Origin of the sequence: Streptomyces monomycini, assembly GCF_022271435.1 — a bacterium.
GTDB lineage: Bacteria > Actinomycetota > Actinomycetes > Streptomycetales > Streptomycetaceae > Streptomyces > Streptomyces monomycini.
Genome location: NZ_JAFIQY010000057.1, coordinates 40,998 through 48,399, shown reverse-complemented (window position 1 = coordinate 48,399; position 7,402 = coordinate 40,998). Strand labels below are relative to the sequence as shown.

At 74.9% G+C, this 7,402-nt stretch carries 7 protein-coding genes and 1 pseudogene; 1 reads left to right on the top strand and 7 read right to left on the bottom strand.

Annotated elements, in window-relative coordinates; all coding sequences use genetic code 11:
- The 5 genes and pseudogenes from JXZ78_RS37255 to JXZ78_RS37235 form a co-directional block, all read right to left on the bottom strand.
- Positions 1–217 (bottom strand): annotated as a pseudogene (locus tag JXZ78_RS37255) (metallophosphoesterase); the annotation flags it as partial.
- Positions 218–347: 130 nt separating this feature from the next.
- A complete protein-coding gene (locus JXZ78_RS37250) occupies positions 348–884 on the bottom strand; it encodes a DUF1990 domain-containing protein (protein WP_030022452.1) in 537 nt (178 codons plus the stop codon).
- A gap of 74 nt (positions 885–958) precedes the next feature.
- Positions 959–1,810 (bottom strand): YndJ family protein, encoded by an 852-nt coding sequence (locus tag JXZ78_RS37245; protein ID WP_030022453.1) that lies wholly within the window; start codon positions 1,808–1,810, stop codon positions 959–961.
- Positions 1,811–1,927: 117 nt separating this feature from the next.
- Complete coding sequence (locus JXZ78_RS37240) at positions 1,928–2,563, bottom strand: maleylpyruvate isomerase N-terminal domain-containing protein (RefSeq protein ID WP_050502778.1); 636 nt, start codon at positions 2,561–2,563, stop codon at positions 1,928–1,930.
- On the bottom strand, positions 2,560–3,444 hold the full coding sequence (locus JXZ78_RS37235; protein WP_030022455.1) for an NAD(P)-dependent oxidoreductase: 885 nt from the start codon (positions 3,442–3,444) through the stop codon (positions 2,560–2,562). The genes JXZ78_RS37240 and JXZ78_RS37235 overlap by 4 nt, the downstream gene beginning before the upstream one ends.
- A gap of 188 nt (positions 3,445–3,632) precedes the next feature.
- Between JXZ78_RS37235 and JXZ78_RS37230 the strand changes: the two genes are divergently transcribed.
- Positions 3,633–4,622 carry a GlxA family transcriptional regulator gene (locus JXZ78_RS37230; RefSeq protein ID WP_425274960.1) on the top strand — a complete coding sequence of 330 codons (990 nt, stop codon included), beginning with the start codon at positions 3,633–3,635 and terminating at the stop codon, positions 4,620–4,622.
- Positions 4,623–4,729: 107 nt separating this feature from the next.
- Here the strand turns inward: JXZ78_RS37230 and JXZ78_RS37225 are convergent, their stop codons facing one another.
- Positions 4,730–5,539, bottom strand: a complete 810-nt coding sequence (locus tag JXZ78_RS37225; RefSeq protein WP_050502784.1) for a crotonase/enoyl-CoA hydratase family protein — start codon at positions 5,537–5,539, stop codon at positions 4,730–4,732.
- Between the two features lie 77 nt (positions 5,540–5,616).
- Complete coding sequence (locus tag JXZ78_RS37220; RefSeq protein WP_030022458.1) at positions 5,617–7,275, bottom strand: acyl-CoA dehydrogenase family protein; 1,659 nt, start codon at positions 7,273–7,275, stop codon at positions 5,617–5,619.
- Between the last annotated feature and the right edge of the window lie 127 nt (positions 7,276–7,402).

Below are 7,402 nucleotides of genomic sequence, written 5' to 3'. Positions count from 1 at the left end.
CGACCGCGGGCCGCTGCGCCCCGAACGGCAGCGCGGCCAGCGCCGCTCCCGCCACCGCCCCGCCCAGCAGCGTCCGCCGGTGCACACCGCGCGCACCGGCCGGCGCGTCCGCCGTGCCGTCCGGTACGGCGGTGCCGGCGGGGCCGGTGCTGGCCGTCCGCGCCCACTGGTCCTCGGTCAGGTCCGCCCGCGGCGGGATCAGCTCGTCGTCGCACATGGCTGGCTTTCTCTCACGGGCGGCGGGGCAACTGGTGACGGAGCCATGAACGCCGTGTGGACGTCTGGCAAGTACGGCGTGGCACGGCCCGGGCGTGCCACGCCACCCGGCCTCCCGGCCGGCCTTCGGGTCAGCGGGCGCGACGGGCCAGCCGGCGCAGTGTCCGGCCGCAGTGCCGGGCGTACAGGCGCTGGAACACCGGCACCACCGGCCCCGCCAGCCGGGTGTACCAGCGGCCCGGCACACTGAAGGCCGTCATCGTGAACCACACCGCGCCGTCCTCCCGCATCTCGACCACGAAGGACTCCTCGCCGCGCTGCGGGTGGCCGGCCAGCGTGCCGTACGCGAAGCCGATGCGCTCGCTCTCGTACTCGCTCCACACCACCCGGCACGGCGCCCACAGCCGGGCGGGGCCGAGCCCCAGGGCGCACTCCACCCGGACGCCGGGCGCGGCCTCCGGCGCCGAGGCCCGCACCCGGACGCCCGCCGCGCGGTGCATCCGGAAGGACGTGACCGCGTGGCCCGCGGCTTCGAGGACCGCGCGGCCGTGGCCGAGGTAGGTGGCCTCGTGCAGCTGGCGGTATCCGCCGGGCAGCGGACGGTGGCGGGTGGCGCCCTGCTCGGCGTAGTTGAAGGGGCTGGGGGCGGAGGTGCTGCCGGTGGTCATGGGGGCCTGCTTCCTCGGGTGGCGGTGGATGCGGGTGGCGGTGGATGTGGCGGCCGGGGCGGTCGGTGGAGCGGTCACGCGGGTACGGGGGCGGCCGGAGGGGACGCGGCGGGCTCGTCCCTGAGGCGGCGCCAGGCGAGCAGCGCGCACAGGGCGAAGCCGAGCGCGTTGCCCAGGCCGTGGGTGGCGGCCATCCATGCCAGTGTGGGGTGCGGGATGCCGGTTGCCTCGCCGAGTGCCCAGCTCAGGGCGAGCAGCATGGTCGCGACGAGGACGACGGCCGAGGTGCCGAGCAGGGCCCGGGTGGTCCGGTCCGGCGCGGTGGTACGGACGTCCCGCCAGGTGACCAGGGCGACCAGCCACATGCCGGTGGTGAGGATCACCGCGCCGGCCAGTTCGGCCCAGTCGTCGACGAAGTAGCCCGCCAGGACGAACAGGGTGCCCACGGGCACGCTGAGCGCGGCGAGCGGGCCGGCCCGGCCGGGGCGCGCGGCGCGGCAGACGAGTCCGGCCACCAGGGCGGCGGCGAATCCGGCGAAGTGGAAGTGCGGCACGGTCAGCGACAGGATTTCCAGGTCGAAGCCGAACAGCTGGTGGCCCGAGCGCTCGGCGACCAGGGCGGTGCCGGCGACGGCCGGGGTGACCAGAGCCGTCAGTACGGCGATCTCACCCGGGGCGAGGCTGCGGGTGCGGACCAGCCGGCGCGGTGCGTGCAGGGCGAGGGCGAGGGTGGCCAGCGCGTAGGCGGCGGCCAGTGCCGTGGCGGCGGCTCCGCGTGGCAGCCACAGGGCCACCGAGCCCGCCGTGGCGGCGAGGGGCCAGCGGCGCCGTAGCCACTGGGTGCCCGGTTCGCCGATCAGGGCGAGGCCGGTCGGCACCACGACGAACATGCCGAGCATGACGATGAGGTCGACCAGTGTGGTCATGAGTCCCCCAGACCCGGCACGGAGCCGGTTTGAACGCGTTCAACCCGTCGCGTCAGACAGTACGGGACGAGTTGAACGCGTTCAATGCCGCCCCCCCGGGGAGGGGCGGGCGGGACGTCAGTGCACCGAGCCGTCCCACTGCCACTCCGTGCGCCGCGGCAGTCCGGGAAGGGCGGTCCGGCCCGTGCGCTGGAGCAGGACGTCGAACGGCTCGTGTCCGGGCGGAGTCGCCGGGGCGCCGGGGAACAGGCGGGCCAGGACAGCGGCGCACAGACCGCTGTCCGGAGTCCAGGTCACCCCGAGGGCGCGGGTGATGTCGTACGTGTGGAGCAGCAGTTCCGTCATGCCCATGGCGGCGAAACCGACGGCGTCCGCGTGCCCCCAGGGATGCCAGGCGCGGACCTCGGCCGGGGTGTCGCGGACCGTCGCCCCGAGCAGGCGGGCCGCGATGCGCAGCCCCTCCAGGCAGGCCGGGACCGGAGCCTGGGGGTCGAGCGAGGCGAAGAGGGTGATGTAGCGGTCGGTGGGGCGGGCGATCAGCAGGCCCGCGTATCCGGTCAGCCCGAGGGCGAGGTGGTCGAGGGTTTCCCGGCAGGTCCAGGCGAGGCCGTCGGCGGGGCGCGACCAGTCCTGGTCCGCTCCTTCGAGGAGGGCGCCCAGGCAGGTGTCGGTGGCGGCGGCCAGCAGACCGGGCCACGCGGTGGCGGGCGGCACCGGCAGGAGGGGCGGGGCGGTCGTGGTGGTCGTGGTCACCGGGCGTCCGTCCCGCTCTTCAGGACCTCGACCACGCTCGCGTAGCTGTCGGTGCCGTGGCCCGCGGCACGGGTCCGTTCCATGGTGGCCTTCAGCAGGGCGGGCAGCGCGTTGTCGATGCCGCGGGCCGCCGCGGCGTGCAGGAGGTGGTCGATCGCGGCGATCTGGACGTCCACGGTGGCGTCGTCGCCCGGGTAGTGCCCGGCGTCCACCTGGGGCGCGTACGCGGTCAGGAAGCCGGTCACCGCGCCCAGCCAGCGGATCGCGACCGGAGTGAAGTCGGCGGCCCGGACGCCTTCCGCGCCGACCAGCGCGGTGCCGTGCAGCCAGCCGGTCAGGGCGGCCCACATCAGGCCGAGCAGCGCGGCGTCGTACAGCGACGCCAGCCCCGGGTCGGTGCCCAGGTGCAGCGGGTCGCCCAAGGCCGCGAGGGTGGCGCGGTGGGTGTCGAACACCGTGCGCGGGCCGCTGTAGAGGAACATCGTCTCGGGGCTGCCGACGCCCGGAGGGGTGGTCATGATCGCGCCGTCGAGGTAGCCGGCGCCGTGCGCCCGTGCCCACGCGGCAGCCTCGGCGGCCTGCTCCGGCGAGCCGGAGGTGAGGTTGACCAGCGTCTTGCCCGCCAGCGTGTCCGCCACCGGGTCGAGGACGGTGTGCAGCGCCGGACAATCCAGCACACAGGCGATGACGAGCGGGCTTGCCGCCACGGCCTCGGCGGGCGTCGCCGCCGCGACGGCACCGCGCTCGGCCAGCGCTTCGGCCTTGTGCGCCGAACGGTTCCACACCGTCGTGGCATGCCCCTTCGCCACCAGCGCGGCCGCCAGCGCCGACCCCATCGATCCCAGCCCGAGCACCGTCACGGCCGCGCCTTCGTTCCCCATGTGCGTCTCCTCGTAGAGCCGCCGGCGGGATGTTCGCACCGGCGGCGGTCGATCACGTAGGGGTCACGCTCGCAGCGCGCGGGGGCCGGAACCAGTGGCAGTACTGACGACCGCCACCAAATTCCTGCCACGGGTTTGCCGTGCCGTGCGGGCCCTATCCTTCGGGCATGAGCGCAGGAACCGTCGCGGTGGTCGTGACCGAGGAGATCGGCGTCCCGTCCTGGGACCTGTACGAACTGAGCATCCCCTGCACGGTCTTCGGCAAGCCGCAGCCCGACCTGGCCGACCCCTGGTACGACCTGCGGCTGTGCGGCACGGGCGAGCGGGGCGCCGGCCCGGCGGCCGGGGCCGGGCTGGCGCTGCGTACCCCGTACGGCCTGGACGATCTCGTCGGCGCGGACACAGTCGTCGTCCCCTCCGTGCCCGACCCCTGCGTGGAGGAGGGCAGGCCCCTGCCGTCGGCCCTGATCGACGCGCTGCGCCGCGCCTACGACGCGGGCGCCCGCATGGTGTCCCTGTGTACCGGGGCCTTCGCGCTCGCCGAGGCCGGACTGCTCGACGGCCGCCGTGCCACCGCCCACTGGATGCACACCGCCCAGCTCGCCGCGCGCTACCCGAAGGTGCGGGTCGACGACTCGGTGCTGTACGTGGACGACGGCGACGTGCTCACCAGCGCCGGGCTGACGGCGGGCCTGGACCTCTGCCTCCACCTGGTACGGCGTGACCTGGGCGCGCACGTCGCCAACCAACTGGCCCGCCGGATGGTCGTACCTGCCCACCGGCCCGGCGGCCAGGCGCAGTTCATCGACCTGTCCGTGCCCGCCACCGACGACGAGGGCTTGGCCCCCGTCCTGGCCTGGGCGCGCGCCCGCCTCGACCAGCCGCTGACGGTGGAAGACCTGGCGGAGCGCGCCGCGCTGAGTCCACGGACGTTCTACCGGCGCCTCCAGGCGGCCACCGGCACGACTCCGCTGCAATGGCTCCTCGACCAGCGTCTGGCGCGCGCCCAGAGTCTGCTGGAGTCGACCGACCTGCCGGTCGAGAAGATCGGCGAACTGAGCGGCCTCGGCACGGCGAACAACCTGCGCCACCACTTCCTCAAGCGCGTCGGAGTCTCGCCGTCCGACTACCGCCGAGCGTTTCCCCGTACGGCGCCGGAGGCGACACTCGCCGGGTGAGGCGCCACCGGTCCGTTACGTGTCCATGGCTCGTCGGTGGAGGCGCCACCGGCCCGCCACGAGGCCATCGCCCGTCGGCGGAGGCGCCACCGTTCCGCACCACGTGTCTACGCGTCCATCGCCCCATGCCTCCCCGCCCCCGAAGCGAAGCGCGCCGCGCCCTTCATCGCGTCCGCCAGGACACTTCCCCCGTACCGGAGTTCCGCGGCCATGGCGGCCTGCTCCGGCAAACCCTCCTGGGCCAGGAGGGAAGCGCGGTCGCTGCGCAGGCACGCCTGGGGGAAGCGGGCGATGGCGGCGGCCAGTTCCTCGGCCTCCGCGCGCGCCCGTCCGGGCGGCACCACCCGGTTGACCAGGCCCATCCCCAGCGCCTCGGCCGCACCCACCGGCCGCCCGGTCAGCACAATGTCCAGGGCCCGGCCGGTGCCGACGATGCGGGGCAGCCGTACCGTACCGCCGTCGATCAGCGGCACGCCCCAGCGGCGGCAGAACACTCCGAAGACCGCGTCCTCCTCGGCGACCCGCAGGTCGCACCAGAGAGCCAGCTCCAGGCCGCCGGCCACCGCGTGCCCGCCGACCGCGGCGATCACCGGCTTGTCCAGCCGCATCCGGGTGGGGCCCATCGGTCCGTCGCCGTCGGCCGCGACCCGGTTGCCGCGCTCGGTGCCGACCGCCTTGAGATCGGCGCCCGCGCAGAACGTGCCGCCCTCGCCCCACAGGACCGCGACGTGCGCGTCGTCGTCCGCCGCGAAGGCACGGAAGGCGTCGGCCAGTTGGCGCGCCGTGGAGCCGTCCACGGCGTTGCGTGCCTCCGGGCGGGAGAGGACGACCGTCGTCACCGGGCCGGAACGCTCGACCCGTACGGTGCGGGCCGGTCCGTCGTCCGGCGCCCCGTTCGGGCCGTCGTCCGGCCCCAGGCCCGAGCCGCCCACCGGCCCGCCACCTGGCCCGTCACCTGGCCCGCCCACCGGCCCGCCACCCGGGCTCCCGCCGGTCATCCGGCGCCCTCCCCGGCAGCCACGGGCCGCGCCCGATCCAGAATCGCCGTCAGATCGGCCGAGGCCGGCAGCGTCCCGAACGCGTTCCCCCACTCCCCGTCGAGCCGCGAGGCGCAGAACGCGTCGGCCACCGCCGGGTGGCTGTGCCGGACCAGCAGCGCGCCCTGGAACGCGAGCGCCATCCGCTCCGCCAGCGTCCGGGCAGCGCGCTGCGCCCGCTCCGGATCGTCGAGCGTGCCGAGCATCTTGCGGATGCCCGCGACAGCGGCGTCCAGCCGCCGGTCGGCGCCCGCGGCCGCGTCCACCTCCGCGAAGTACGCGTCCAGTGCGGCCGGTTCCTTGCCGAGGGCACGCAGTACGTCCAGCGCGGCGACGTTGCCCGAGCCCTCCCAGATCGACAGCAACGGGGCTTCCCGGTAGAGCCGCGGCATGCCCGACTCCTCCACGTACCCGTTGCCGCCCAGGCACTCCAGGGCCTCCGCGGCGTGCGCGCTGCCCCGCTTGCACACCCAGTACTTGCCGACGGCCAGCCCCAGCCGGCGCAGCGCGGCCTCCTGCGCGTCCCCGCCCTGGGCCCGGTCCACGGCGGTCGCCAGCCGCATCGCCAGCGTCGTCGCCGCCTCCGACTCGATCGCCAGGTCCGCCAGTACTGCCCGCATCAGCGGCTGTTCGGACAGCGCACGGCCGAACGCGTGGCGGTGCGCGGTGTGGTGCAGGGCCTGCCGCAGTCCGGCGCGCATCCCGGCCGCCGTGCCGATCACGCAGTCCAGCCGCGTCATGTTCACCATCTCGACGATGGTCCGCACACCGCGCCCCGGCTCGCCGACCGGCCAGGCCACCGCCTCGTCGTACTCGATCTCGGAGGACGCGTTGGAGCGGTTGCCCAGCTTGTCCTTCAGGCGCATCAGCCGCATCCCGTTGCGTGTGCCGTCCGGCAGCACGCGCGGCAGCAGGAAGCAGCTCAGCCCCTCCGCCGTCTGCGCGAGCGCGAGGAACACGTCGCTCATCGGCGCGGAGGTGAACCACTTGTGCCCGGTGACGCGGTACGTGCCGTCGTCGGCCGGCACCGCCCGGGTGGTGTTGGCCCGGACGTCGGAGCCGCCCTGTTTCTCCGTCATCGACATGCCCGCGATCAGGCCCGCCTTGGTCAGCGGGGGCCGCAGTCCGTAGTCGTACGTGCGGGCCGCCAGCAGCGGTTCGTACTGCTCCGCCAGCGCCGGTGCGGAGCGCAGGGCGGGGACGGCGGCGTACGTCATGGAGACCGGGCAGCCGTGCCCCGGCTCGGCCTGCGACCAGACGTAGAACTTGGCGGCACGCACGAGGTGGGCGCCGGGCCGGGCCTCGGCCCACGGCGCGGCGTGCAGCCCGTGCTCCACCGCCACGGTCATCAGCTGGTGCCAGGCGGGGTGGAACTCCACCTCGTCGATCCGGTGGCCGAAACGGTCGTGGGTGCGCAGCCGGGGCGGCTGCTCCTCGGCGGCCCGGGACTGCTCCTGCACCGCTTCCGTCCCGGCGAGCGCGCCCAGCTCCCGCACCTCCGGCGCGCCCCACCCGGCGCCCGCCCGGTGCAGCGCCTCCAGCAGGGCCGGATCGTCCGCCGTGCTGAACCCGGTCAGCGGCGGCGCCTGATTCACGACTTCATGGGTGACGGTCATACCGTGGACGTTACAGATTTCATACAGGCGTGGGAAGGGTGTAATGCGGTGGGGTCGGTGATCATCGGAATCGGCCCCTGAGCCCGGCCCGCTTAGGGTGGAGGCGACCGACGGACTGCGAGGGGAC

Bases quoted from the DNA above. Each gene is read 5' to 3' on its own strand.
- JXZ78_RS37250 (WP_030022452.1), bottom strand. From the start codon at position 884: ATGACCACCGGCAGCACCTCCGCCCCCAGCCCCTTCAACTACGCCGAG.
- JXZ78_RS37245 (WP_030022453.1), bottom strand. From the start codon at position 1,810: ATGACCACACTGGTCGACCTCATCGTCATGCTCGGCATGTTCGTCGTG.
- JXZ78_RS37235 (WP_030022455.1), bottom strand. From the start codon at position 3,444: ATGGGGAACGAAGGCGCGGCCGTGACGGTGCTCGGGCTGGGATCGATG.
- JXZ78_RS37220 (WP_030022458.1), bottom strand. From the start codon at position 7,275: ATGACCGTCACCCATGAAGTCGTGAATCAGGCGCCGCCGCTGACCGGG.